This window comes from Desulfomonile tiedjei DSM 6799 (genome assembly GCF_000266945.1).
Classification (GTDB): Bacteria; Desulfobacterota; Desulfomonilia; order Desulfomonilales; family Desulfomonilaceae; genus Desulfomonile; species Desulfomonile tiedjei.
Genome location: NC_018025.1, coordinates 5243034 through 5268092, shown reverse-complemented (window position 1 = coordinate 5268092; position 25059 = coordinate 5243034). Strand labels below are relative to the sequence as shown.

Sequence of the window (25059 nt, the reverse complement as noted above, 5' to 3'; positions counted from 1 at the left end):
ATGTGGGGAACAGGGTATCCCGCAATTCTGTGATAGCTAGTGAACTGGTTCATCCCCACGCATGTGGGGAACAGAGAAACGGGGCGGTTTTATTGACTTGCAAAACGGGTTCATCCCCACGCATGTGGGGAACAGTCGCGCAGCTCAAGGATGAGCGCTTTTCCTTCCGGTTCATCCCCACGCATGTGGGGAACAGACTATTGATAGGCCTCGAGAACCATTGAGGATTTTTCACCTCGCCAGGGTTACCAAGTTATCGCAGGAGAAACGCCTCTACTGGAGCGACTCAAAGATCTTCCACTTCCTCGCCGTCAGCGAGATCCTCGGTTTGCGGCAAGAACGATATGAGCTTCACTCCATCCATGTCAAGCGGAATCCGCCGGTTCTTTCCCAACGTCACAAAGTCAAATCCAGCTTCGTTCGGCGCTGTCCAGGCCATCACCACATTGCCCTCCTCCACCCCTTGCTCGACCTGACTCCAGATATAGTCTCTCACTCTCACCGAATAATCGCCCACGTACACGCCGGCTCGGATCTCCAGCAGCCAGATGGCGAGCCGCCCACGCAGGCGCGGTGGCACATTCTCAGTTACGATGACCATCATCACCAAGACCTCTCGGATTGGGAATAGCTGGCCGGACCGCGTAATCTGGCTCTAAGGGCACCGCGATTTCGCCAGCGGAAAGGACCTCCTCAATGGTCGGAATGATACGCTGAAGTAGCCTCGAGCTGCGGAACACATCCCGACATCCCAGCCGGACATCCCGTTCCGGCTCCCTGGAATGCTTCGCTGCCACCTGAAAGGCAACCGGCACAACAGTCTCGAACTTGAACAGATCCGCTATATCATACACGAACGATAGAGGCTTGCCCGAGTGCAGAAACCCTATCGCAGGCGAGTAGCCTGCTGCCAGGACAGCCGCTTCGGTTACTCCATACAAACACGATGTCGCAGCGCTCAGGCACCGGTTTGGAAGATCAGCCGAATCCCATTTCTCCGGATCGTAGTCCCGAGCTTTCCACGGAACGCGAAATTTCTGGGCAATCAACTGATACATGCGCCGCACTCTCGCCCCTTCTATGCCCCTCAACTGCTCGATGCTTCGCTTAGACGGAGCCTCTTCTTCGAATCGCAGTGCGAACATCTTCCGCACAACCTTCAGTCGAGCCGCATCGTCGAGCGCGAGTCTCGCCTGGTAGAGTAATTTGTCAGACCGGGCTCCCCCTGGTTGGCCGGAGCTGTACACTCGGACTCCTGCTTCTCCTACCCATACGAGCAGTGTGCCAACTCTGGCGGCCAACGCAGTCGCGGCATGCGATACCCTCGTTCCCGGCTCGAGCATGAGGCATGCCACGCCCCCAATAGGGATCTGGGTCCTCACCCCGAGCTTGTCCACGACTACGAATGCTCCGTCGAGTACGTCAAGGCGTCCCTTCTCGACGTACAAGATAGAGAGCCTCTCTTTTATGGTGATCGGTTTAAGTGGAGGGAGCATAACTACACCCTCCTTATCAAGAGCAATCCGCAACCAAAACCTTTCGCAGGACCAATGCCTCCAAAGAGCGCCGTCACGAAGAGATCGGGATGGGTGACGGTGAGGATGCCCGTGAAATCCATGGTACTTAGCCGGATCAGGTGGTTCTTGCCTTTCCGCAACTGATGCTGTCGATACCCCTCGACACTCACAAGTCTCCGGTCGACGCCGAAACCTGCATGCTCCGCCTTGGCTGCTAACCATTCGAATCCGGCGGATTGCGCGATCTCCGGTGTGGTGGGCCACTCACTCTCGGGCACGCTGTCGGCCTTCAGTTTTCGCTTGGCGTCCATCACCACGTCATGTCGCGCGTGATGTTTTTCATTATCCCCAATCCATCGGGTGACCACCGGGTTCGCCCTGAGGGAAAAGGCGAAACGATCCCCTGGCCGCACCTTGGGGTCATACGATTTCGTTTTAAGGCGAAATATCCCGTGATCGCGCGCGGGTGGCGTGCGAGAAACGGTGAAGAAGACGGGCAAGGATTGCTGTGACTCCTTGCGGAACAGAAAATCGCGCTCGCTTTTGTCAGCGCATTTGAAGAGCTGCCAAATTATCTGATGATCTCCATACCCATCCTGACCTATCATTTTCGTGAGCTCGGCAGCCGACGCTCGTTCTCCGTCCAGACGTATGCGACTGAAATACATACTCTATCCTCCTTCCCTACTCTGGGGACCCGCCGAAACACTCTTGGCGTTCCGTGAACTGCCAAGCGGTCCTGTTCAGGGGAACGTCTCTACGAGTAAAAGTGTCACGTGATTCTATCTGGCCTATGTGGAGGCAGTCGTCCGAAAAGAACAGAGGCGGCTGCCTGCGGATGGCTGCGAGAAAGTCTTTGGGCTGTTGCCGGTCTGCCCTTTCAAAAGCTTCGCATACGGAGTCGGCCTGGATTATCTTGACAGCAATGGGAAGACCGAGAGGACACGACTTGCGTCCCAGGTAGAGCACAAAACGCGGGTGAGCTATAGCTTCCTTGATCTCCTGAAGAGAGAATGGAGGAGCGTCACCTTCTGTCCACATACACACCTCGTACCTGGCATCACAGCAGTAATCTCGTCTCGAAATGCCTGTGGCGATATCCTCCGCTTCGAGTTCCTCTTTCCGGGTCTCATACTTCACACCTCGCTTGGGTTCTGGCCTTTGCCAAGTGTGAAAATCCTGGATCAGAGTTCCCTGACGATCCACTCGCACAGCGAAGCGATACGATCCGACCATACGCTCCAGCGTACTATGATCCTTTCGAGTCACACCAAGGGCAGCGCTCAGAAGACCGATAAGCGCGGACCTGCTCGGCCGAGTCCAGGTTCCCCTGAGCTCTCCCACGGCTATGTCGCCCCATGAGGCCATTGGACCGTATAGCTGCATCACTGCATAGTCTCTCATGACACGCACCCTCTTGCGAACTGCAGGATCTCGGCCAACGAGCCTGCGCCTTCGTGAGCATTCATTATGGCGCAATCATCCCAACATTGCCCGTACGCAGTGTCGATTCTGTTCCGCGTCTGTTCCAAGCGCTGAATTGCCTTCTCGAGGAAATCATCACCGGTCACAGGTTTCAGAAACGACACGGCCAACGACCGGGGTTGCTGTATTCCCCTCTCTGCCAGGATATAGGACGCGTACGCCCTGGACGCGAAGCTGTTCTGCTTTCCCGTGGGCGAAACTTTGGCGCCAGCTTCCACCAGACCTGCTATGCCATTTCCGGCCAGGTCCGAATGTCCAGAAAGATTCTTCACAAGACTCTCGCAGTCCACGCACATATAGACATAGAAAACGCCCGCTCCGAATTCAGTCTCACCCATATGAGCAGATCCCCGGTCCTCGTCGCCCATGTTCAAGTCATCGACAGCGGTGAAGAAGTCGTCTTCCACAGCAGCCGCATGAACCGTGATCGCATGGGCAACCTGGGCTGCTGCTTCGGTATTGAAAGCTGGATTTGCGGCCAGCATTCTCCCGAAGAGGGCTACGTCCACTGCGGTGTGCTCTTTCCTCAAGAGATTCAAATCTTCGCCTGAAGGCGCCTGCCTGGTGGCAGCCAGCTTTTTCACAAGCTCTGCAATAGACTCGAGCTCGAACGGAGTGAAATGGGCAAGCTGCTCGATATCGAGATCCTCGTGAGGATCCTTTTTGGAGGATTTGGACTTGAGTTTGCCGAATTTCCCGGCTATTGTCCTGGCCCACTCCTTGGCTTGAGCCTCCTCAATCCCACTGGCACAAAGGTCTCGAAAAATCTCCTTGCCCTTCTCTTTGGTACGCGTGCCGACATTACTCGGCGCAACATGAAATGCGAAGACTTCCGACTTGCGCCACGCCCGTTTCAGACTTTGAGACGAAATCCGCAGCCGAGTGCTACCTCCCATGACAGCAGTCTTGGGGCGGCCCAGATCGTCTCTATTCAGATTGGACGGTGGATAAGAAGTCAACATATGCAATTGCAGAAATGTGGTCATGATTCGCTCCCTTCCTTGGCGATCTCTTCGGTTGTGTAGTAGTCATAGGCCCATTCTTTGCGCATCTCTTCGTCCCAGTAGAACATGCTCTGCGCGAGGCTCATGATGTCGGTCTGGTTGTTGAGCAATCCGATAACCCGCCTGAGCATGGGGTAGAGCTCTTCAGGCGTCCGGCATTTGAGCAGGCGTCGAAAGCGCAAGTCGCTCACCAGCGGACCGCCTCCGGAAGAACGAATGGCTCCCATTTGGCTAGGCAAGCTTACTACCTTGTCTTCAGGATCATTCTTTCTATCAGATTCTTTCGGGGATTCTATCAAAGCGGTTAGAGAAGCTATGATAGGGAGGCGATCCCGTACGCGGCCTTCCAGCCTTGCCCAGGACCACGTGATGGCTTTCGCTTTTGCGGCTGCTCTCCCGACAGTAGTAATCTCTTGGTAAAGTTCGTGATATGCGGGTACAAACACTACCTGCGTGAGAGATTTGCACTTCTTGAGCGCAGCGCGGTCGCCGCGATTGTCGGCGAGCCTGCGATGCCACTTCTGGAGCGCCTCTCCCCACTCGGTTTTACGGGTAAAGTTGATGAATCTCTTTTCAGCCATGCTCAGCTCCTTGTAATTTCCACTTGTGAGACGCTCGATTTCTTTGGCTCATCGGGTAGAGCGAGGATGTCCCGCTTCACTTTCTTTCCATGGGGCCAGAACCTGAGCCTGTTTCTGGCACGTGCTATGCGAGCCGGGTTGCTGTTCTCAATTGGGCCTGACGTGACATATACATCGAAGAGTTCCAATGACAGCTTACACAAGACCCTATGCCATGATTTCAGTGTCTCTGTCGGTAGTGACCGGTCCCGGTCAGAGGTTTCGAGTTCCCGAATGAGCTTGTCAAGGTGCAGGAAGAAGAGATGTTCCGATCTCGACCAGAATGCCTCGCCTACGAAGCCGGTGTCCCCGCGGACTTTGTCGCGCTCCCCGAACCATGCCTGTCTAAGACAAAGGCTTAGAAAGCCGCCGATAGTGATTGCCGCTCTTACCATGCGTTCGGAGTTCAGCGTATACTTTTCGGCCGTTCGTTCATCGGAAATGGCATGCATGGGCATCCGGCCCTCAAACCAGCATCTTGCACGCATGTGCTCCATATCGTATCCGAATCCCCATAAGTGTGCTCCGGTCCGCTTGCCGGCCACCTCTCTGGACCTTTTTGTGAATTTTTCCACCACTCGAGCAGGCTGGGACTGTACCTTGGATTTCTCGTCAGCATCCGTGCTTCGTATGACCAGCCCAACCCAGCTCCGATAATTGAGGGATCCTGCCCGTGCCTTTTGTGATATCGGCACATTATTGGAATCAAAACGGTAAGGCGTGAGTGGGTGGACCCAGGGACCCTCGTACTTTACACCGTGCGGACGAGCGAAATAGCCTTGAACCAGCGATTCTGATTCTTCTCCGCATACATCGCATGCACCCGTCGCGAGCTCGTTGAAATCGATACGAATCCTCCGCGGCATAGACCAGTACATCTGCAGAGGATGAGCATCCCCGGGTAATGTTGCTGTCCCCGTGTTCTTCTCGCCTGTCCTGGTCGGTGCCATCCAAGGAAAAATATCTTTTATGTCGGGGGAATCATCTCCCGCCCCCATTGAGATCAAAACTTCTTCTGGAATTATATTTAGCCAAATCGTCTTCCAGAGATCCTGCTCAGGTGGAAGCACTAAAGTGGTGAGTGGTCCACCGCCCCTGAGTCCTGTCAGATGACCGCGGCCTCCTTCCGGAGCATTCGTTTGCAGACAGAACAGAGCGATTGCAGCGCAGCAGAAGCAGAAGCCGTTGCCCTTTTTGGATTTTGTGAAATGCCCGTTTCCCGACAGCTCGATGAGCAGGTCTGAGATAGGCCACGGTGTCCCGTTCTCCAGCTTTAAATCCTGGAGGAACCTGGGGCCATCCCCGTCCAGGAAGAAAACATCTTTGTGGACGAGAAATGCATCTCGAAGGGCTGCATCGGTTGGCGGAGAGCGATATCCGCGGCTCCATTCCGGTTCCCTTTTTGGAATGAGCTCGCTGGTCTGCACCAACCCGATGAGGAACTGCATCAATGCTCCATTGAAATCGGCTCTGGGCGAGTCTATTGCCACTATAGGACCGCCATGGTCAATGGAAGTGATTTCCCAAGGCGCCACCTTCCGCCTAGAACCATCTGCAGTCCTGACTGGTATCCATTTTTCTTCGAGAAGATTGTAGGCCATATCACTTTCCCCCTTTCTCAACTTTCAAGCCCGAATCGATGCTGTAGACAAGTTCGATGGGGTTGCCGTTTATGTCGCTAGCCTTGCCCGTCCACAGACAGTCTCTCGCTTGCTCTAGAATGATGAGCTCACTCCACTTGCCCCGGTCCCTCATAGTGGCCGCGGCTTGTTGTTTCTCCTTCTCTGTAGCTCTCGACTTGGCGACGAGTGATTCTCGCACCTGCACTTCGCTCAACATCCACGCGTGCAGATGGTGCTCATAGAGCGGTAGAATTCGTTCCCCAGAACGTATTGCCAGACGCAAAGTCACGCTTGGCTCGCCCAACCGCGTGGGAGCTGCAGCGTCAGCAAAGAGAGAGCCGAACTGACGTTCGTATCCGGCCGTAACTTGCAGAGCATTGAATCGTCCCTGAGCCCCTTCTGCCCTTCGCCTGCCCTCCGCATCGTTTTGCTTCTTCATGAGGCCGCCTGGAATTTCCTCTCCTTCTTCGCCGTACACCCCCTCGATAAGGTCTCGGGCATCATCCGGCATAGTCCATCCACCTTTGCTTTGGAGCAGACGAGCCGTACGCCAGAGATGCCCGTGAGCCTCATACACATGGGCCGCGTCTTGAAAAAAATCGGCAAACCAGCCGGAAGCAGGAGATTCCACCAGCGGAGGGCTGAATACCCATAAGACTGCACGTGTTAGATTTCCGCGAAACTCGCGATGGTGTCGGTGGATTCTCCCGGCTCGCTGAATGAGCAAATCGATTGGCGCGAGGTCAGAAACCATGAAATCGAAATCGAGATCCAAGGATTGCTCCACCACCTGCGTGGCAATGAGAATCGCTCCTTGTCGTTGATCAGGACTCGACTCTTTGCCGAAATTGCTCAGCACGACCTTTTCTCTATCCAATCTGTGGCCCATTGCGTACCTGGCGTGGAATAGCATAAGGCGGTCCTTGTCCACGGATGCTTCTCCCTTAAGCAGTTCGTAAGCCTTAATTGCGTCAGCCACAGTATTGCGAACCCAGCAAACGCAAGCACCGGAAACGGCAGCGTCTACAATCTCTTTGAGAATTGAGGCCTCATTGTGAACAAGCTTGACAACCACCGACCGGCGGAGATCGGACCTTGGCGCCACTGCAGTCTCCGAGGGCTCGTCAGCGCCAATCCGTGTCACTGAGGGGAAAGAGCCAGAAAACTCAGTTGCTCTTTTCTCAGAGTTCAATCCCTTGAGAAAAGCATTTGCAAAGGCCTTGCGCATTGCCTTCGGGATAGTTGCGGAGAGTAGAATCGCGCTTCCGCCCATGGCCGCGTGGAATTGCAGCAAGGCCTTGAGTAATTCCGCCATGTAGGCATCACAAGCGTGCACCTCATCCACAATAAGCACCTTATTTGAAAGCCCGAGCAAGCGGAGGGTATGATGTTTGGCCGGCAGAACCGCAATCAGCGCCTGATCGATTGTCCCCACCCCCACATGAGCCAGAAATGCCTTTTTCTTGTTGTCAGCTATCCACCGAGCACATGCAGCGGAAGCTTCGGTCGGTTCCTCGCTACCTTCATCAGGGATCATTGTCGGCAGGGAGCCCTCAAAATCAAGGATCGTAGAGGTGAAGCCGTCCATGAGATTGCGTCGGCCGTGTGCAAGAGCTAGAGACGGCCGTCCATCAGCAGAAAAGAGGCTTCTGTACGCTTTGGCCATCCGATCGTACATGGCATTCGCCGTGGCCATAGTCGGGAGTGCCACAAAAATTCCTTCCGATCCCTGCTGCATAAGGCGATGGGCGAGCATTATCGCAGCTTCTGTTTTTCCCGATCCGGTGATGTCCTCAATGATCCACAACTGAGGGCCGGCAGGAAGGTCACATTCACTTACATATGCTTGGAGGGGGCTCGGAGTCACATCTGCAAGATTATGAAAAAGCTGCCCCATGCCGTTGAACTCTGACTGTGGAACAGAAAGAATCCCTGCTGCCTTAATTGCGTGCTCGGCTAGTTTGCATGCCTGCTGCCAATAATCGTCAAGTGCCATTGGCTGCGAACAATGAGGGAACAGGCTCTCATTCGACCCGATCCAATCGCACAAGATTATGAAACCCGAAAGCAACCATGACTGGACCTTCAATGCGTCGTACATCTCGCCCAAGTCCTCCGGCAGGACACTCGGTTGACGAACGAGCAATGCAGCACAAGACTCCAAGAAGTCAGCAGCAGCCTCAATATCGTCGCGAGTAAATTCCTCCTCTATAGAGATCTTGTCTATATCGACAGCATGACCATGATGGCCGAAAGACGCCTGAGAGATAGGTTGGAGGTAGCTCAAAGCGTCCAAGAATTCCACACCAGAAGTAAACCAATCCCTTTCCCAGATCCGACTGAACAGTTCATCTTCCCAAAGTGCCATGCCCAATGCGTCGTGCCTGTGCGCGTTATGGGGGACAACACTTGAGCATTTCTGCAATAAGCCGAACACTTCCCATACATGACTCTGAAACGAGCGACTACTGAACTTGCCAAAGTCGTGCACAATGAGAAACAACAAAAGAACACGCTGAAGCTCTGTAAAACTCAGAGGTGAGGCACGAGTGATAGCATTCATCCATGATATTTGCCTCTGCATTAGCACATACCCGACAGCCGCGACATCGAGGCAATGATAAGGCAAGAGATGAAAGGATTTCAGGTTGCCATCGGCATCTCTGGCAACCTTAGACCAGTATCTGAAGTAGCTTGCGGATTGTTCAGACCCCATGCTTTCCTCCCGAAACTCGGTGCGGTCGCCTCCAAGATGATCGGGGGCCACCGAGATACCACAGTGATCATGAGGGATCCCTCTGAAACAGAGGCCTGCTAAAGGCATCCCATATCCCCACACTGTGGGGAACTGAGCTTTCATGTGGCTCGCAACGAAATCTCTTACGGTTCAGCCCCACGTATTGTGGGGAACAAAGGGGAGTAGAGAGCGATGTTACGAGAAGTCGATGTACCATTGGAACCCGGTCTCGACGCCTCTGGGGAACAGCCGGGATTGGGGAATTCTTATTTGCAGGCGGAGCAAAATGGCATTGAAGAATCCCCGCTTAGTTGGAAGGAAAGAGTCACGTTGCATAATTACCTCCTTTAGAGTACCGGATCAAAAAGAATGACCGAGAGTGAGTACAATTCAGGTTGCTGGAACACTTTGTTATCTTTGTAAAAGAAATTTCTTATTTAGATAATCTCCGTCTTGGGATCTGTCAAGCCTGTTCTCGCAAAAAATGTGCTCCAGGTCGGTAACGGAGCGACCCACTTCACTCAATAACGTGAGAATCCATGTCTCGGCCGTCTCAGGTGGATTCCATCCCTAGGCCGATCCGTCGCATGCAAGATATTGAGATTTCATCATATGCCCCTTCAACGGTCAACTCCTTCTCTGTGAAGATTACGTGAGGCAAGCGAGATTTCCTCCATGTTGCACATGGCTTACACGTATTCCTTTGTCAGTCGACCAACTATCTTGATTATTACTATTTCTTTCCGATCGTCCCGATCGGAACACCTGAGTGTAGTTGCGGCAGATCCGAACCGCCGAAAAGACTTGGAACTTGGCATTGCCCGAAATGGGTGATAAACTCTGTCTGGCCGATGGGATTTGTCATAGTCTCTATTTTCAATGCATTCCGACACAGCAGTGACAGCCCGCCCAAAGTGTGACACAACCTGGAAATTGATGAACAGCCGCCGTTGTTCCGGTTGCACTCATGAATACATGGTTCGATGTTTTCTTCGTTGCGAATGAAAATAGGTAAGAATCACGCATGCACAATAGCTTGTACTCGTTGCACCATTGTGTGGACACGGTGATCGACTTTGTCCGCAAGATCGGGTGGGTTCCTATGCACAACACTAATGATTCACGCATCGCTTTGAAACTAAAAGACCTTCAGGAAAAATTGGATGAGCTTCGAGCCGCCACGACTTACAGTCAAACTGACGAGTACGTCCGCGAGATCGTTGCTGAACTCCGTCGTCTTGGGAAAGCATGCGAACGAACAGCCACTAACGTGATCGAAAGCTTTGGCGCAGAGATTCGGGATCTTAGACTGGCAAACGAGACTCTGCGAGCAAAAGGTGCACTCCACCAGGCAGTATTTGAGAATTCAAATGACGGAATAGTCATAACCACCAGGGGAGGAGATTTCCTGGATGTAAATCAAGGCTTCGTGCGCCTGGTGGGCTGCAAGACTAAAGAGGAGGTTTTCGCGAGAAGAGTTCAAGATTTTTACTCTGATCCTCGTCAACGCATCCAAATGCGAAGAAAGGTCGACCGAACCGGTGTCGCAATGGATTTCGAGATCAAGTTTCGTCGCATTGACGGCACTGAAATCGACACCTTGCACACCATTGATGTTCGCTTGGACGGAGAAGGCCGAATCAGCGGATATCAAGGAATTATGAGAGACATTACGGAAAGAAAAATTGCCCAAAAAGCGCTGCAGGAAGCTCGAGACGAACTCCAGATACGAGTCCGAGAACGTACTGCCGAACTCGCGGAAGCAAATGCTCGCCTCAAATCTGAAATTGCTGAGAGAGCTCGTGCCCAAGAGGCTTTGATCCTGAGCGAAGAGCGAATGAGAGCCATCTTCGAGGCGGCCACAGAATGCATATCCATCAAGAATCGTTCACTAAAGTATACTTTGGTGAACCCATATATGGCAAATCTGTTGGAACTGCCTGCAAACGACATCGTTGAACGGGATGATGAAGAGATCTTCGGACAGGAAGCTGGACAGCATCTTCGACAGGTCGATCAGCGAGTGCTGGCAGGGGAGACCATAGAAGAAGAACATACCCGGCCGGTGAAGGGGTTGCCCACAACCTTTTTGGACGTGCGTTCACCCATCCGAAACAGTAAGGGGCAGATCATTGGTATATGCGCAATATCGAGAAACATAACGGATCGACGCAGGATCTTCTCCCGCGACCAGAGTACGGCAGAGGAATATCTTTCCCCTGCCATGCGAGTCACGCTGGCCAGAGCCAGCATAGCAGCTAATTCCGATCTCATAGTCCTCATCGAAGGAGAAAGCGGCAGTGGCAAGGATTATCTCGCTCGCTTCATTCACGATAATTCGAATCGAAATGGAGGCCCTTTTTACGCCATAAACTGTGCTGCTATTGCTCAGGATTTGGCCGAATCCGAACTCTTCGGACATGAAGCCGGAGCATACACAGGGGCCATAAGGCGCAAGCGAGGTCTCGTCGAGCTGGCTGAAGGCGGAACCCTGCTGTTAAACGAAATCGGAGAGCTGTCCTTACCGATGCAGGCCAAGTTACTTACATTCCTCGATACATTCTCATTCACACGCGTTGGAGGTGAAAAGAACGTGACGGTCAATGTTCGGATAATGGCCGCCACGAACAGAGACTTGAGTCAGGCTGTTTCCAGAGGCGAGTTTCGACGAGACTTATTTTTCCGTCTGAATGTGTATGGGATCCGGGTCCCGCCATTACGTGAAAGGTTGGCGGATATACCAGTGTTGACACGCCAAATCGTCGGTCAATTAGCCCAGGAACTGCGGCTCACTGCGGGGTTGAGCATTCGTCCGGAGGATATGGAAAAATTGATTCAATACTCCTGGCCGGGAAACGTAAGGGAGTTGAAGAACGTTTTGGAGCGCTCAGTCATTCTTTCCGAGGGACCGGATCTGAGACTAGATTTTCTGGACTTGGCAGATACCAATGACTGTGAGTCACCTTGGGTTGTTCAATTTCCCCCATCTCCGTCCATGACCCAAGCTATGGAGGAATTGAGACGCCAGTTTATAGAAATGGCCTTGCAACGGACTGGCGGCAACAAATGTGCTGCTGCCCGTATTCTGGGCATATCCCGATATACGCTGAAGCGTCAGATGAAAGCGCTGAAGATGGGTGGGCTGAAGTAGCCCACTTTGGACAGATCTGGGCGATATCGCCCAAATTAAAATCTCATACAATATTTGAATGTTACCTTGATTATCTCCAATTATAGGGCGATATCGCCCATTTCGCCATCGATGGCCACTCGAAGAGACCTCCTCCTTACTTCTCGCCGAATCCTCTCAAGACATTGATAAAGCTTATGCTTACTCGGATAGCGACCGAAGATGTTAGCTGTGGCACAACCAATGCATAGTAACTACGACACGGCCGATCGATCGCCTGCTCACGCCGAAACAACGATTGTGCATATCGCCGGATTTCAACTGGTATAGCGGAATCCGTTTTCGTCAGATGCCTTTGTCTGTCGACCGAAGCGACACTGCCTACGAAATCGCTAACAAGCAGAGCTTTCTGACAACGCCCTCTCCAGTATGTAATTCCGTCGATAGCACCAAGACCTAGTCCGATTGGTTTCTGGAGTCTTCATCACTCTTATGATTGAGGTGAGCATGTCTACCACTAGGACTTTCTTGTTGCTGATGGTGCTTCTTACGACAGCACTCACGGTGCTGGGAGGCCACAGTCCCGGCCACAGTAAGACATTTGAACTTACTTACTCCATTTTCTTCCCGGCTACTCACGGTCACTCGCTTCTTGCCACCGAGTGGGCAAAAGAAGTTGAAAAGAGGACCAATGGTGCAGTCAAGATCAACATGTTTCCCGGTGCAACCCTTACCCCTGCAGATCAGTGCTATGACGGGGTCGTGAAAGGTATTTCCGATATCGGAATGTCCGTCCTTAGCTATACCAAGGGGAGATTCCCGCTCAGTGAAGTCATAGACCTTCCTCTCGGCTACACCAAAGGGATTCAGGTAACGAGGCTGTGCAACGCGTTTTATGACAAATTCAAGCCCAAAGAATTCGATGATGTGAAGGTCATGTATCTCCACGGCCATGGCCCCGGTATTTTCCACACCAAAAAGCCCGTTGAAAAAATGGAAGATCTCAAAGGGATGAAAATCAGGTGTTCGGGGACCAGTGCGAAAGTTGTAGCGGCTCTCGGGGCTACTCCTGTGGCCATGCCCCAGAATGAATGTTATGACGCTTTACAGAAAGGCGTCGTAGATGGCGTTGTTTCTCCCATTGAAACGCTCAAGGGATGGAAATTCGCTGAGGTAATCAAGTCAACTACACAGAATTTCGGTTCCGCGTACACACTGGGATTTTTTGTCGTTATGAACAAGAAGAAGTGGGAATCTCTCCCCAAGGAAGTTCAGCAGACAATCGAACAGATAAATAAAGAATGGATCGACAAGACAGGCAATGGGTGGGACTCCTTCGATGAGATCGGCACGGAATTCACCTTATCCAAAGGGAATAAGATAATCCCGCTTTCAAAAGAGGAAGATGCACGATGGGCCAAGACGGTTAGCCCCGTTTTGGATGAATACGTCGCGGCTATGAAGGCAAAGGGTCTTCCCGGTGAAGAAGCGCTGAGTTTCTGCAGGGAATGGCTCAAAAATAATCCCTGATTTACATGAAGTCTGCCGGACTCTCCCGAGCAGGCGAGTCCGGCTTCGCGGAAAGTACAGTGATGACAAAAAGTTATCTCGCCGGATTAAATCGAACATTTTCCCGATTTCTTTTCGTCATAGCCGGTTTCGCGTTGAGCGGAACCATGCTGTTAACTGTTGCGGATGTGATTCTCCGGGCGTTTAAGCGACCGATCCTCGGCACGTACGAGTTGGTAGGGCTACTCGGGGCAGTTGTAATCGGATTCGCTCTGCCTCAGACGTCTCGCCTGAAGGGCCACGTGATGATGGACTTCCTCACCGGAAAACTGCCCGATGCGCTGCAAACCGTACTGCACATTCTGACGCGGCTGCTCGCTATCGGCTTGTTTGCAGTCCTGGGATGGAACACATGGATCATGGGGAATGATTTTTATCGTGTGGGAGAAGTCACTCCTACTCTGCAACTTCCTCTTTATCCCGTTACCTATTTGATGGCTTTGTGTTGCTTTATTGAGTGTCTCGTACTGTTTGTAGACATGTTGACAAAGAGAGAGTTGGAACCATGAGCTTTGCCACAATCGGTCTTTTGGTTATTCTCTTGCTCTTCGTTTTCTTTCTCATGGGTCTTGAGATTGGTTTCTCAATGGCTCTTGCCGGGTTCATCGGGTTTGCTGCCATCGTTAACGTGGATGCCGCATTCAACCTCGTGGCAAAAGACGTTTTTTCCGTACTGTCCTCATACGGTTTTACGGTCATACCGATGTTTGTTCTCATGGGGCAAGTCGGTGCAAGTGGCGGCGTGGCTCGCAATCTGTACGATTCGGCATATAAGTTCATCGGACATGTGCCTGGCGGTCTCGCCATCGGAACCGTTGCCGCGGCTACGGTTTTCAAGGCAATCTGCGGCTCCTCACCTGCAACTGCCGCAACGTTTGCAACGATAGCGGTCCCCGAGATGGATCGGTACAATTACGACAGACGGCTCTCCTGCGGGACAGTTGCTACCGTGGGAACTCTGGGAATACTGATTCCTCCGAGTGTAGTGCTCATCGTATACGGGATACTTACAGAGACTTCTATCGGCAAGCTGTTTCTGGCAGGTATTATTCCCGGCCTGATCGTGGCTTTTTCTTTCGTGATTACGCTTTTCGGGTGGAGCGCGATGAATCCCAAGCTAGGCCCGAAGGGTGAAAAGTCACCGTGGAAAGATCGATTCGCATCCTTGCCGCCGGTCCTGGTAGTGCTCTCAATTTTCCTCATTGTGGTAGGCGGCCTGATGATGGGGTTTTTTACCCCGACCGAAGCCGGAAGCGTCGGAACGTTTGCCGTTTTGATTCTCACTCTGTGCAAGAAAGACATGGACCTGAAGCGCTTTGTGCAAGCAGTCTCCGAGACTTTGCGCATCGCGTGCATGGTTATCATGCTCATTGCCGGAGCAACCATCCTGGGGCATTTCTTTGCAGTAACCCGAACGCCATATATTGTTGCCGGCTGGCTTGAAGGCCTTCAAGTAGATCGCACGGTCGTCATGTTGATCATTATTGCGGTGTATCTTATAGGTGGTTCTTTCATTGAAGACTTGGCCTTTCTCATTCTGGCGACTCCTATCTTTCTCCCCGTAGTGCTCAAGATGGGATACGACCCTATCTGGTTCGGAGTCATTATCAGCGTGGTAACCATGATAGGAGTGATTCTTCCCCCTATGGCGATCAATGCCTTTGTTGTCTCGGGGGTCTGCAAAGAACCTGTTGGAACTGTATACAAAGGTATCTATCCGTTTATTGTGGGGATGGGGCTGTGTCTTCTTCTGCTTCTGTTCTTTCCCCAAATTTCCATGTGGTTGCCCAACATGATGATGGAATAGGAGTTATCTCTAACGGACAGCTCCTGAGTCATCTTAGAGACGTGCCAAGTCATTATGCGGTGTTTCGCCGATCGTGGCTGTCAATACCAGGGAGAGAAGAACGGCAAAAATACTGAGACTTGGCCATTACCGAGGAAATCAGGCCATAATTGCTTGGTCTCACGATAGAAAAAACCATTGAGTTTGGAACATTCTTGGCGAGGAATCATGAACAAACAGGTGTCATATTGGAATCCGTATTTGGAAGTACTCCCGCGCGAGCGGCTGGAGGCATTGCAGCTCAAGAAATTCAAGCGCATTCTAACGTGGGCGTACTCTAACTCACGATTTCACCGCGCTCTCTATCAGCAAGCCGGGATGCATCCTGAAGATATCAACTCCTGGGAAGACATCCGCCGGGTTCCGAAAGTGGAAAAGGCTATGATGAAGCCTATTCAGCGAAAAGACCCCTTCCCATATGGCGATGCGCTGTGTGTCGACTTGGACGATGTATGTGTGTTTCGACAAACCAGTGGGACGACAGGGCAACCAATCTACCAGGCTGATACCTGGCAAGATTGGGAATGGTGGACGGAGTGCTGGGCCACCCTGCTTTGGGCCCAGGGCTATCGGCCCCACGATCGTGTCTTCCTACCTTTCGGGTACAATGTATTCGTAGCTTTTTGGGCTGCGCATTATGCTTCCGAGAAGATAGGGTGCGAAACGGTCCCGGGAGGGGTGCTGGACACAAAATCTCGTATTCTCAAGATTCAGGAGCTGCAGGCTACGGCAATGATGGCTACGCCTACGTATGTCCTCGGAATGGCCGATACCGCACGCAATCAGCTTCATATCGATCCTGCTACATTGCCCATTACCAAGATTACTTGCGCTGGAGAGCCAGGGGCTCTGATTCCTTCGACAAAGCAGCGGATCGAAGAAATATGGGGATCTAAAGTCTTCGATCACGCCGGTGCCACAGAAATAGGAGCCTGGGGATTCGAATGCTCATGCCAGCCGGGCGCTCTCCACGTCAATGAAGCCATGTTCCTGGCTGAGGTGGAAGATTTGGAAACCGGGGAACTCCTCACCGAAACCGGACAAAAAGGCAAGCTCGTGATTACGGCGCTGGACAGATTCGCTCAGCCGTGCGTCAGGTTCGATGCCAAAGACATCGTAGAGATCGGTGATGAGCAATGTGAGTGCGGACGCACTTACAAGCTGTTCAAGGGAGGTGTAATCGGACGGGCTGACGACATAACCAAGGTCAAAGGCGTGCTCTTGGCTCCGTCTGCAATCGAGGATGTAGTTCGTTCCATTCAAGGACTGGGAAATGAGTATGAAGTCATTGTAGACAAAAAAGGCGATACCGACACGATTACTTTGAAAGTCGAGTTAACGGAAGAAGCTGCGAATTCTTCGACTAAAGAACTTCAGGGCGAGCTTACGACCCAACTTCGTTTGAAGACTAACCTTGGCTACAATCTGGAGATCTTACCACCTAACAGCTTGCCTCGCTACGAAGTAAAGGCCCGAAGATTCAAGGATTTGAGGAAAAAGGGGATTTAGAGAATGGAAAGGATAGTTTCTCTCGAAGAAATGCGCAAATCAGTTGAGACTCTAACTGCTATTGCTCGACAGCTCTACGAAGCCTCAGAAGACTTCCCCGCGGTGAACCGCAACAGTAAACGGGTCCTTGCTTCACTGGAGATGCTGAGAATCAACATAGAGGAAGCATAGAGGCAACATCAATCGGACTTGGGGGTAAGTTATACCATTTCGCAGTTATGCATATAAGATAGCGAAGGTTAGGGTGTTCTGAGCGGAGCGATTAGACGGCTTTGCGTAGTCCGGAGCGAAGGATACCCCCCGCCTTCCTGATTATAAAAAAGAAAGGCGAATCGGTATTAGATAAACTTCACTCCCAATATATCCATATGACCGAAGTCGTTTCTGTCCGAGGGAGAATTCACGATGGACGATCAATCTATTTTAGAGCACAAGAGGCTGCTGGTTGTGGACGACGAAGCCGATGTTCTTGACATTATCAAAGAACAATTTCCAAACACCATTGTGATTACCGGACAGACATTTGAGACTGCGCTCGAACTGATCGAAAACGAGAATTTCGATCTAGCGATTCTCGACATCATGGGTGTAAATGGTTTTGAATTACTGAAGTCATGCCGAGCACGACATTTACCTGCAGCAATGCTCACCGCGCGAGCTATCAATGTCGAGAGCATTAACGAGGCTATCAGGGAAGGCGCCGTCTCATTTCTGCCGAAAGAAGAACTGGGCAGATTACCTGAGCTTGTGGCTGAAATTCTGACGGAACTGGAACAAGGCAGGACCCATTGGGCCAAATTATTCGAACGGTTCGGTTCCTACTTCAAGAACAAGCTCGGGATTACTTGGAAGAATTTGGAGAAACCACAATATCCCGGATATTATTGAACATCCATTGACGGGTGTTGGTTCAATCAGGCGGTGGAATTACCCGAATTTTCGGAAAACCTCCGGCATTGTCATTGACGGCTTGTTTTTGAAATCATGGATGGAAAAACTCGGTGCCTCATAACATGGATTAGCCCTGTGAACTGATAATATACGATCGAAATCGATTGGAGATCTCACCATGAATGCGGATCGAAACACAGTCCCGCGCCGGCCTCCAATGGTCATACGATTTTGATAATGAGAGAAAACAATTTCCGGATCTTGAACCGCCAGGTCACACATGGCTATTCTATGCTCTGTTTTCCTAGAGTTCCAAGCTTTATCCAGATATTTCGAGATTTCGACTCCAAAGCATTTCAGGATCTTTTCTCTCAACCCTTGGCGGGGTCCGCCTTCAAATACGGAATAGAGAAAATCCTTGCCATCCACAAATACATCCTCCACAGGAGCTAAAAACTCTATCACCAGAGGAAAGTCTTTTTCCTCGGTTCGGTTGTGGGTGTTCGCAAAATAGGCGGCACCTGTCTTATCGCCGCAAGCGAAGATGAACGGAAAGGGGAGATTCCTCTGACGAACACTCTCGGAAGTAATGCACTGTCCCGGTTTATAAAATCGAGTATGTGACGTAGAGAGATCGGGCCTGTTCAGTAACTCGGCTAAATTCAACCTGAGATCGAGTATATAAGAGCTCCAGGGCAGTTCGTGGGACTGCATAAGGCCATCTGAGTTGATTTTTCTCTTCACCAGCTCGACATTCTTACTCGCAACCGAAATGCCTCTGTACATTTTCAATACAGCCATTCATCCAAACCCTTCCTCTTACTATAAATCATTCAAGCTCTTACAAATCAACCTCCGTCTTTCTCTTTCGCGTGCGAGGAAGGTAATGATTTGATACAGCCTCTTCCAATCAAGATTGAAAAGTGGAGTAGAGAATGTACTTCATGACTCGCATTGAACGCAAGAGGGATGTGCAATGCGCTCTTTTTCCTGGTCTACGGTTGTCGCTCTCAGGGGATATCCATTCAGTTACGCGTGGAAGAGGTTTCTACAGCCCCATAGGGGCTACCCAACTGTAGCCGTGGGTGCAAACCCACGGAAGCGATAGGGGAAGTCTTTTGTCTTCAAGACCCTGAAGGGGTCGCCCAACAACATTTAAGCATTATCGCCTATTGGTCGACCCCTTCAGGGTCGCTCAACTATGCTTGTGGAGCTGTCCACGGGTTGACGAAACTGTCTCAAAACTCCATTTTGGGCTCGCGATTTGCCAAGAGATGTACTAGAAAGGAGAGGAATTCAACAACCACGAGGCTGTCATGGGCAAACAGATCCGGGCCGATTACGAACAGATCTTGATGTTTCCGCCGTCAGTGGAAGACTGGGTGGCTAAGGATCACCCGGCGCGCTTTATCCGAGATTTCGTGGATTCCTTGGATCTGTCCGAGTTGGGAATCGAGGTTCCCGACAGCGATACAGGACGTCCTCCGTATGCGCCAGATCTTCTGTTGAAGGTGTGGCTTTTCGGATACTTCAATCGGATCAGGAGTACCCGTAAGCTTGAGAAGGGTTGCCTTGAGAATATGGGGCTGATTTGGCTGACGGGGATGAATGCTCCGGATCATAATTCCTTATGGCGATTCTTCAAGGCGAACAAGAAATCATTGAGGCATCTGTTCAGACAGTCGATTCGTGTTGCTCTGAAGGCCGATCTGATCGGTCTAGCTCTTCATGCCGTGGACGGGACCAAGATCCAAGCCGTCTCATCCAACGACAAGGCTCGGGGTCGTGAGCACCTGGAGAGGTTTCTGGAAAGTGTTTCGGAGAGATTGGACCGCACGATTGCCGATGCGATGACTGAGATAGAGAGAGCCGAGCGGGAAGAGACCGGTGAGTATCGCCTTCCGCAGTCCATGCAAGACGGATTGAAACGGAAACAGCGGATACAAGAGGCTCTGAAGGAGTTGGATGAATCGGACAAGAAGTCAGTTCACCCTTCGGAACCGGAAGCTCGCTTTATGAAGAATCGCCGGACCAAAGACTTGTCGTACAACGCTCAGGCGGTTGCCGACCAAAAGAGCGGCCTTATCGTGGCCGCAGATGTGGTCACGGATGGGGCCGACAACGGGCAATTGGTCCCCATGCTCGACAAGGTGAAAGAGAATCTGGGCGCTGTGGCAGAGGAAAATGTGGCGGACGGGGGATATTTTTCCTCAGGGCAGATAGGTCTGGCCCATGAGCGAGAATACGGCATTCTTATCGGGAAATCGTCAGGGGAAATTGTTTCCGAGAGAGGTGCGGATGAGGATCTCTATCACCGATCCCGGTTCGTCTTTGATCAGGAGCGTGATTGCTTCATATGCCCTGAAGGGCGCTTGTTGCCTTTTCATCAGCGGAAAATTAACGGCAAGAACCACAATGAGGTTCGCAGGTATCACTGCAAGGATTTTCTAACGTGTCCCAATCGCTGGAAATGCTCCAAGAGCAAGAACGGACGCCTCATAGACCTCAGCGTTTACGAGGCGGCCCTAGAACGACACCGCAGCAAGAGGGAAAAACCAGAGAACAAAGAGCGCCTGAAGACTCGAAAGAAGATTATCGAGCCACCGTTTGCCTGGATCAAGAGCGCATTAAGCTTTCGGCGATGGACCGTGGCCGGAATCGACAACGTAAAGGCCCAGTGGGACCTTATTTGCACGACCATAAATCTCAGGAAGCTCTACCACCATTGGGTATCCGGCGAGGTGGCATTCACGTAAGCAGCCGGAGGGAGACCATGACCTTATAACGGACAGTACACTCGGATCGAACCTCGCCTGATCTTCACTTGACGGGACTGCTTTTTTCCCAGAAGCAGGTCCTCCCGTCCGGCTTGCGTGATTCGCCGCAGTGCGCAGGTTTTGAGACGCTTTCTGACACCCGTGGCTACTATTGGGCCGCCCTTCCAGGGCGCAGAATTCCCAGTACCCGCTCGTGACTGAACGATTACGAAGCTATCGTATTTTTCGTACTTCCCTGGGCGGAAGCTGCTCTTCAACTACCTCAAACCACTGAGGAAGCATAACTCTTCGAGTAACCTCTTTCGGGACAAATTCAACCCCAGGAACCCGGACCGGGACCATCCTGGGCATCACCATATCTTTGGTCATCATGGTTGTAGAGGGCTTGGGAAAGCATTCGATGCAATGGTCCTGTCCGCACGCGCAGCCGACCGGAGTCTGCGTTATACGCGTCCGCATCCCCCGTATGACCGGCACGGGCACAGGATAGGTCTGGGACACTCTTCTTGGCACCGGCACAACCTCTCTTGCTACGCAGGGGACCATCTTCTGATAATAGGTAACAGGCGCACAAGGATCGGGTTTTATGAAGAAAGTGTACTGCCCGGTAGCCGCGAGGACGTTTTCTCCAAAACTTAGAGCCGTAGAAGCGGTCATACCCACAGTCACGATAGCCGACAGCACTATAATAAAATACTTTACCATTTAAAACCTCCAATAAGCGCTTTTATTATAGCAAGTTGTTGCTCATCAATCAAGTAATTTCACGATTATTTAGTATCTATTCAGTTATGCGCGGGGAAAATCCCCCTTTCTCCCCTTTATAAAAGGGGGGAAAGAAGGTACGTGACAATCCACCCTTAATAAAGGGGGGTTAGGGGCATAGGCGCTAACAAAAATAAATAAGCCCCCGGCTTTGCCGGGGTGAACCCTTTAAGGTTTGACCGTGCGAGGCAGTAGAGAGCAACCTCCCAGAACACACCAAGTTTCAATTCTGGGAGGTTATGATGAAAGATTATCAAAGCCTAAACCACACGAAATGGGATTGCAAGTATCATGTGGTTTTCATTCCGAAGCGGCGCCGGAAGCAGATCTATGGGGCACTTCGGAAGCACCTTGGAGAGATGTTTCATGATTTGGCTCGACGGAAAGAGTCGAGGATAATCGAAGGGCACCTGTGTTCGGATCACGTCCACATGTGCGTCAGTATTCCCCCGAAGTTTGCCGTATCCAGTGTGATCGGATACATCAAGGGAAAAAGTGCGATCTCAATCGCAAGGAACTTCACGTCGAGAAAGAGGAATTTCACGGGAGAGAGCTTCTGGGCAAGAGGGTACTATGTCTCGACTGTGGGATTGGACGAAGAGTCCGTCAAAAAGTATATCCGTGAGCAGGAGGCGGAAGATGCCCGGCTGGAGCAACTCAATATGCTCCATGCGGAGACGCCCCCTTCAGGGGGCTCATGAACATGCCCCTTTGAGGGGCTAACAGGAATATGCCCCCGGCTTTGCCGGGGGTCATTTAACTTATCGTGTTTTTGGTCGTTTGTTCCGGAAGAACAGTCTGACAATAGGCCGGCGATTCATCGCCGGTTAAGGAAAAACCTAATGATTTTCGAGTCCCGGAGGGGACGGCTGATACACAAATTCCCCGCTATTTTCTTTAGTCCCTACGGGACAAAGAATTACCACAAAGTTAGCGCCTATAGGGGTTTAGGGGGGATTTTGAAAGTCAGTGGTATCACGATCACAGGAGAAGATCTCTTTCTGCCCCGAGTAATTGAATCGTTACATTATTTATAGTCAGTGCCAAAAATTCTGTCGTTTATCCCTCGTGTGAATTACAGGATATTGGTAGGGACCGGCGTCCCTGCCGGTCCATTCTATCGATATCATTGATCATATTTAAGATGTGCCGGCACGGAGGCACGGCACCTACCAATCTTCCTAATCTTCAATCGGTCACTAATTTTGGCAACTGATATAAGATTAAGAATAACCACTAACGCGACAACAATATAACCTACCATCCCTGCTGAACCGGAGCTCATATCGAAAATCCAATAGACTGATACGAATTGTGTCTCCTTCGTTACAGTCGTTCCTTTCTGTCTGAATGACGCCCAGTCCCGGAATCAGCGCCCAATAGACGCTGGATTCACCGGCCGCAAACTGCATGCTGTACTCGCAAGAGGGAGCCGGGACGTCACCGCCGTGGGTCGAGACCCAACCTCCAGGTGGATTCAAGGAACCGGTAAGACAGCGGAGGTTTGCGGACATCTTTCCCAAAAGTGGGATCAGCTTGAAAAGACGCTCCTCAGGTTCCGGACACCTGAATTCAAGAGACTGACCCGATATTTCCAGACGTCCGGGAGCGAACTGCCAACAGACAATAATATCTTCAGGTAGTGAACACCGAACAGTATCCTTCACGAGCCAGAATGTCGAATCAATGAACAGAATGGTGCGGGTTATCGTGGATTGTCGATCTCCTGACTCTCCGAAGCGACAGATTCCCGTCACGGAACGCCAGTTCTTTCCTGCTTCCGTAGAGAGATTCCTTCCCGCAGGTCTTACCCGTGTTTCAAAAGGCGCTTTCGACCGGAGAAATCCTTTTTTCGGAAGAATTGCATTATGAGCCGGTCCGCTTCGGTAATGCTCGGTTAAAGCCTCCGGTCCGTATGAGGTTATTCCGGGATCCACGAGTATTGGACGTCCCCATGCAGTTATTTCCAGAGAGAGGACATCCTCGTGCACATGCGATGCTCCCGCAGGACCGGCCCGGAACACCGCAAAATGAGCATCCGGTTCATAAGCGGATCTCATGACTGCAATACCCGCATCCGGAAACACTCGTAACCCTGATTCCGGAGTTCTACCTTCAGTCCCCCTGGTTCCGATCCACTGAAGATCGGGTCTGGAGAACATGTCTCCGGCTTTGCGCAATAGGGCAGTATAGTCTTTGTCCATCGATCCCGAATCGTTGAGCGACGGCCATGTGAAATCAGGCCTGCACAGACCTGCAAGATATTCCCCGCAACGTTCCAGAGGATCGAAGAAGATCTCCGGCAATTGTTCTCCCGCTTTTTGGGCAGCCTCCCGAACCTCGAGCAATGCATGGAAGCAAATAGCGTGGTACATGGGAGAAATCTCAAAATGCACGCCATCCCGGAAAAACTGCCGCACAAATTCAATAGCTAATCTCCGGATGCCTGACTTCCACCAGGAACGTGCGTCCCTGAAACCGGGAAAACACAATCCCGCGAGCGCCAGGGCTGCGCTTTCCACAACGATCCAATTGTTAGAGTGGCCCTGATGATCGACAAGACTTCGGGCATGTTCCCAGACCGATCTCAATATCAATTCTTGGGATTCAGGGCGGAACCCATGAAACGCATCAGTAGCTCCTGCCACCCAGAGCCATTCTCGTAGTCTCCACGCGACGGAAAGCGTCTCCCACGCAGGACTGGCTCCCCCATTGGAGCCGATGGGAACAGGATTGGCAGCGATCCAATCCTTCACGATATTTTCCAAAGCGCGAGAGTACGCGGGATTTCCCGTTTCAGCGCAGCCGATGACCAGCGACCGCAAAAAATGATGGCGGTGCAGAAAATGAGCCCATTCAAGGGACCCTTCAGGGTTGGAGGCCCAATCTACAGGGTAACCAAGGTGAAATCCCATGATTTCACCACGAAGCACCTGGTCGGCGTTTTCTTTCGGATACCTGTGAGGAGGAGGAATCCACATTGCTGGGTTTGATTGTCGATACAGCGATAATACCTTGGCATCACATGCATTCTCTATGGAGCAATCTTGCCGCAGATGCCGCAATCCTTCGGAAGTCAATCGAGGACCCGAGTAGCGCTCACGGGATTCACCCTCCAAGCCTCGGAAAACAATACTGACCGGTTCAGATCCTGCATATTGTTTTTCACGACAGAAGACGAATGTAATTCGCCGGACATCTTTCCAATCAGTTGCTTCGCCGTACGTTCCGAAGCTCTCGATGGGAAATTTCAAGAAAGCAGGAATTCCCGGAAGCAGTTCCTCTCGTCCTCCCGAAAACGAAACGCTTTCTGAAAGAGTTTGTGTTCCGTGAAAAAGCCTCAGGCCTACAAGAACGGTATCCTGTGAAGTATTCTGTAGGTTGACTGACAGGGTGTCGAAACCCGAGAAATCGGTCGACGCGGGCTCAATGGTGAAAGACAAAATTCCTGTGGCTGAAACGGAAAAAGCGCCTGCTGATGAGGCGCCTTTTGCTGGAGAATCGATGATCTCAAAATCGATGCACGTTCGGGAGAGAATTCGATCTCTGCGAAAGTGTGCATCCGGCAAATCAGGGTCCCGCATGGG

The 25059-nt window shown here is 51.5% G+C and carries 20 protein-coding genes and 1 CRISPR repeat array (1 of these 21 cut by a window edge); of the genes, 9 read left to right on the top strand and 11 right to left on the bottom strand.

Annotated features, from left to right (window positions below):
- Positions 1–196: a CRISPR direct-repeat array (repeat unit 29 nt; unit sequence CGGTTCATCCCCACGCATGTGGGGAACAG) (it extends 1846 nt beyond the left edge of the window).
- Between the two features lie 90 nt (positions 197–286).
- From cas2e to DESTI_RS22545, 8 genes are read right to left on the bottom strand one after another with little or no spacing between them, the layout of a single operon-like run.
- Positions 287–604: a type I-E CRISPR-associated endoribonuclease Cas2e gene (gene cas2e / locus DESTI_RS22580; protein ID WP_014812300.1), complete on the bottom strand. Its 318-nt coding sequence runs from the start codon at positions 602–604 to the stop codon at positions 287–289.
- A complete protein-coding gene (gene cas1e / locus DESTI_RS22575; protein WP_014812299.1) occupies positions 585–1496 on the bottom strand; it encodes a type I-E CRISPR-associated endonuclease Cas1e in 912 nt (303 codons plus the stop codon). The genes cas2e and cas1e overlap by 20 nt, the downstream gene beginning before the upstream one ends.
- A 2-nt stretch (positions 1497–1498) precedes the next feature.
- Positions 1499–2185 carry a type I-E CRISPR-associated protein Cas6/Cse3/CasE gene (gene cas6e, locus DESTI_RS22570; RefSeq protein WP_014812298.1) on the bottom strand — a complete coding sequence of 229 codons (687 nt, stop codon included), beginning with the start codon at positions 2183–2185 and terminating at the stop codon, positions 1499–1501.
- 16 nt (positions 2186–2201) lie between these two features.
- Entirely contained in the window at positions 2202–2921 is a 720-nt protein-coding gene (gene cas5e / locus DESTI_RS22565; RefSeq protein WP_014812297.1) for a type I-E CRISPR-associated protein Cas5/CasD, read from the bottom strand.
- On the bottom strand, positions 2918–3988 hold the full coding sequence (cas7e, locus tag DESTI_RS22560; RefSeq protein WP_014812296.1) for a type I-E CRISPR-associated protein Cas7/Cse4/CasC: 1071 nt from the start codon (positions 3986–3988) through the stop codon (positions 2918–2920). The genes cas5e and cas7e overlap by 4 nt, the downstream gene beginning before the upstream one ends.
- Positions 3985–4587 carry a type I-E CRISPR-associated protein Cse2/CasB gene (gene casB / locus DESTI_RS22555; RefSeq protein WP_014812295.1) on the bottom strand — a complete coding sequence of 201 codons (603 nt, stop codon included), beginning with the start codon at positions 4585–4587 and terminating at the stop codon, positions 3985–3987. The genes cas7e and casB overlap by 4 nt, the downstream gene beginning before the upstream one ends.
- 2 nt (positions 4588–4589) lie before the next feature.
- The gene (gene casA, locus DESTI_RS22550) at positions 4590–6227 is read right to left on the bottom strand and encodes a type I-E CRISPR-associated protein Cse1/CasA (protein WP_014812294.1); all 1638 of its coding nucleotides are present in this window, start codon (positions 6225–6227) and stop codon (positions 4590–4592) included.
- A 1-nt stretch (position 6228) separates the two neighbouring features.
- Complete coding sequence (locus tag DESTI_RS22545) at positions 6229–8964, bottom strand: CRISPR-associated helicase/endonuclease Cas3 (RefSeq protein ID WP_014812293.1); 2736 nt, start codon at positions 8962–8964, stop codon at positions 6229–6231.
- A 1123-nt stretch (positions 8965–10087) separates the two neighbouring features.
- On the opposite strand from DESTI_RS22545, the gene DESTI_RS29315 reads away from it, so the two are divergent.
- From DESTI_RS29315 to DESTI_RS22515, 7 genes are all read left to right on the top strand, one after another.
- Positions 10088–12136, top strand: coding sequence for a sigma 54-interacting transcriptional regulator (locus DESTI_RS29315; RefSeq protein WP_169316391.1), 2049 nt, complete (start codon positions 10088–10090; stop codon positions 12134–12136).
- Between the two features lie 486 nt (positions 12137–12622).
- Positions 12623–13645 (top strand): TRAP transporter substrate-binding protein, encoded by a 1023-nt coding sequence (locus DESTI_RS22535; protein WP_014812290.1) that lies wholly within the window; start codon positions 12623–12625, stop codon positions 13643–13645.
- 62 nt (positions 13646–13707) lie between these two features.
- Complete coding sequence (locus DESTI_RS22530) at positions 13708–14193, top strand: TRAP transporter small permease (RefSeq protein WP_237671452.1); 486 nt, start codon at positions 13708–13710, stop codon at positions 14191–14193.
- Complete coding sequence (locus DESTI_RS22525) at positions 14190–15491, top strand: TRAP transporter large permease (RefSeq protein WP_014812288.1); 1302 nt, start codon at positions 14190–14192, stop codon at positions 15489–15491. The genes DESTI_RS22530 and DESTI_RS22525 overlap by 4 nt, the downstream gene beginning before the upstream one ends.
- A gap of 207 nt (positions 15492–15698) precedes the next feature.
- Positions 15699–17039 (top strand): phenylacetate--CoA ligase family protein, encoded by a 1341-nt coding sequence (locus DESTI_RS22520; RefSeq protein WP_014812287.1) that lies wholly within the window; start codon positions 15699–15701, stop codon positions 17037–17039.
- A gap of 3 nt (positions 17040–17042) precedes the next feature.
- Complete coding sequence (locus tag DESTI_RS30970) at positions 17043–17210, top strand: hypothetical protein (protein ID WP_014812286.1); 168 nt, start codon at positions 17043–17045, stop codon at positions 17208–17210.
- Positions 17211–17444: 234 nt separating this feature from the next.
- The gene (locus tag DESTI_RS22515; RefSeq protein WP_014812285.1) at positions 17445–17927 is read left to right on the top strand and encodes a response regulator; all 483 of its coding nucleotides are present in this window, start codon (positions 17445–17447) and stop codon (positions 17925–17927) included.
- A 39-nt stretch (positions 17928–17966) separates the two neighbouring features.
- Here DESTI_RS22515 and DESTI_RS22510 read toward each other — a convergent pair whose 3' ends face one another.
- Complete coding sequence (locus DESTI_RS22510; RefSeq protein ID WP_014812284.1) at positions 17967–18731, bottom strand: hypothetical protein; 765 nt, start codon at positions 18729–18731, stop codon at positions 17967–17969.
- 515 nt (positions 18732–19246) lie between these two features.
- On the opposite strand from DESTI_RS22510, the gene DESTI_RS22505 reads away from it, so the two are divergent.
- Entirely contained in the window at positions 19247–20686 is a 1440-nt protein-coding gene (locus DESTI_RS22505) for an IS1182 family transposase (RefSeq protein WP_014808019.1), read from the top strand.
- Between the two features lie 234 nt (positions 20687–20920).
- Here the strand turns inward: DESTI_RS22505 and DESTI_RS22500 are convergent, their stop codons facing one another.
- Positions 20921–21412 (bottom strand): hypothetical protein, encoded by a 492-nt coding sequence (locus tag DESTI_RS22500; protein WP_014812282.1) that lies wholly within the window; start codon positions 21410–21412, stop codon positions 20921–20923.
- Positions 21413–21714: 302 nt separating this feature from the next.
- On the opposite strand from DESTI_RS22500, the gene tnpA reads away from it, so the two are divergent.
- A complete protein-coding gene (tnpA, locus tag DESTI_RS22495; RefSeq protein WP_014809671.1) occupies positions 21715–22173 on the top strand; it encodes an IS200/IS605 family transposase in 459 nt (152 codons plus the stop codon).
- Positions 22174–22695: 522 nt separating this feature from the next.
- Here the strand turns inward: tnpA and DESTI_RS22485 are convergent.
- Positions 22696–25056, bottom strand: a complete 2361-nt coding sequence (locus DESTI_RS22485) for a heparinase II/III family protein (RefSeq protein ID WP_014812279.1) — start codon at positions 25054–25056, stop codon at positions 22696–22698.
- Positions 25057–25059: the final 3 nt, after the last annotated feature.

Coding starts and splice junctions, on each gene's coding strand:
- cas2e (WP_014812300.1), bottom strand. CDS start 604: ATGATGGTCATCGTAACTGAGAATGTGCCACCGCGCCTGCGTGGGCGG.
- cas1e (WP_014812299.1), bottom strand. CDS start 1,496: ATGCTCCCTCCACTTAAACCGATCACCATAAAAGAGAGGCTCTCTATC.
- cas6e (WP_014812298.1), bottom strand. CDS start 2,185: ATGTATTTCAGTCGCATACGTCTGGACGGAGAACGAGCGTCGGCTGCC.
- cas5e (WP_014812297.1), bottom strand. CDS start 2,921: ATGAGAGACTATGCAGTGATGCAGCTATACGGTCCAATGGCCTCATGG.
- cas7e (WP_014812296.1), bottom strand. CDS start 3,988: ATGACCACATTTCTGCAATTGCATATGTTGACTTCTTATCCACCGTCC.
- casB (WP_014812295.1), bottom strand. CDS start 4,587: ATGGCTGAAAAGAGATTCATCAACTTTACCCGTAAAACCGAGTGGGGA.
- casA (WP_014812294.1), bottom strand. CDS start 6,227: ATGGCCTACAATCTTCTCGAAGAAAAATGGATACCAGTCAGGACTGCA.
- DESTI_RS22545 (WP_014812293.1), bottom strand. CDS start 8,964: ATGGGGTCTGAACAATCCGCAAGCTACTTCAGATACTGGTCTAAGGTT.
- DESTI_RS29315 (WP_169316391.1), top strand. CDS start 10,088: ATGCACAACACTAATGATTCACGCATCGCTTTGAAACTAAAAGACCTT.
- DESTI_RS22535 (WP_014812290.1), top strand. CDS start 12,623: ATGTCTACCACTAGGACTTTCTTGTTGCTGATGGTGCTTCTTACGACA.
- DESTI_RS22530 (WP_237671452.1), top strand. CDS start 13,708: ATGACAAAAAGTTATCTCGCCGGATTAAATCGAACATTTTCCCGATTT.
- DESTI_RS22525 (WP_014812288.1), top strand. CDS start 14,190: ATGAGCTTTGCCACAATCGGTCTTTTGGTTATTCTCTTGCTCTTCGTT.
- DESTI_RS22520 (WP_014812287.1), top strand. CDS start 15,699: ATGAACAAACAGGTGTCATATTGGAATCCGTATTTGGAAGTACTCCCG.
- DESTI_RS30970 (WP_014812286.1), top strand. CDS start 17,043: ATGGAAAGGATAGTTTCTCTCGAAGAAATGCGCAAATCAGTTGAGACT.
- DESTI_RS22515 (WP_014812285.1), top strand. CDS start 17,445: ATGGACGATCAATCTATTTTAGAGCACAAGAGGCTGCTGGTTGTGGAC.
- DESTI_RS22510 (WP_014812284.1), bottom strand. CDS start 18,731: ATGGCTGTATTGAAAATGTACAGAGGCATTTCGGTTGCGAGTAAGAAT.
- DESTI_RS22505 (WP_014808019.1), top strand. CDS start 19,247: ATGGGCAAACAGATCCGGGCCGATTACGAACAGATCTTGATGTTTCCG.
- DESTI_RS22500 (WP_014812282.1), bottom strand. CDS start 21,412: ATGGTAAAGTATTTTATTATAGTGCTGTCGGCTATCGTGACTGTGGGT.
- tnpA (WP_014809671.1), top strand. CDS start 21,715: ATGAAAGATTATCAAAGCCTAAACCACACGAAATGGGATTGCAAGTAT.
- DESTI_RS22485 (WP_014812279.1), bottom strand. CDS start 25,056: ATGCGGGACCCTGATTTGCCGGATGCACACTTTCGCAGAGATCGAATT.